The sequence below is a fragment of the Haemophilus parainfluenzae genome, from assembly GCF_003252725.1.
Classification (GTDB): domain Bacteria; phylum Pseudomonadota; class Gammaproteobacteria; order Enterobacterales; family Pasteurellaceae; genus Haemophilus_D; species Haemophilus_D parainfluenzae_L.
The window spans coordinates 1-562 of the sequence record NZ_QEPO01000031.1; the positions used below are offsets into that span (position 1 = coordinate 1).

Here is a 562-nt window from a genome sequence, read left to right on the forward strand (position 1 = left end):
ACGGTATGATTCATGACTGGGGTGAAGTCGTAACAAGGTAACCGTAGGGGAACCTGCGGTTGGATCACCTCCTTACCAAAAACGAGAGACAATAAGTGTCCACACAGATTGATTGATATATTGTAGACAATATCGAACAGAAAGCCGTTATTCCCTTGGGTCTGTAGCTCAGGTGGTTAGAGCGCACCCCTGATAAGGGTGAGGTCGGTGGTTCAAGTCCACTCAGACCCACCACTCAAACTGAGTGAGTGATGAAGGTGAATAAGGTAATAAATAAACGATGACATGGGGATATAGCTCAGCTGGGAGAGCGCCTGCCTTGCACGCAGGAGGTCAGCGGTTCGATCCCGCTTATCTCCACCACTTATCATCGTTAAGTAAATTGAGTTTTTATACTTAATGAGTTTATTTAACGATGATAACTGAAAATGTTATTTCTGTTCTTTAACAACCAGGAAACAAGCTGAAAAACTGAAGAGACTTTCAAGTCCTTTTTAAAGGATAAGAAAAAGTCTGAGTAAGAAAAAATCTTGATTGAACAAAAGCAATCAAGTATTTAGTT

The 562-nt window shown here is 41.3% G+C and carries 2 tRNA genes and 1 rRNA gene; all 3 read left to right on the top strand.

The window, feature by feature from the left end:
• Positions 1-75: ribosomal RNA gene (locus DPV85_RS09900) — 16S ribosomal RNA — on the top strand; the annotation flags it as partial.
• A gap of 82 nt (positions 76-157) precedes the next feature.
• A tRNA-Ile gene (locus tag DPV85_RS09905) sits at positions 158-234 on the top strand.
• A gap of 53 nt (positions 235-287) precedes the next feature.
• A tRNA-Ala gene (locus tag DPV85_RS09910) sits at positions 288-363 on the top strand.
• Positions 364-562: the final 199 nt, after the last annotated feature.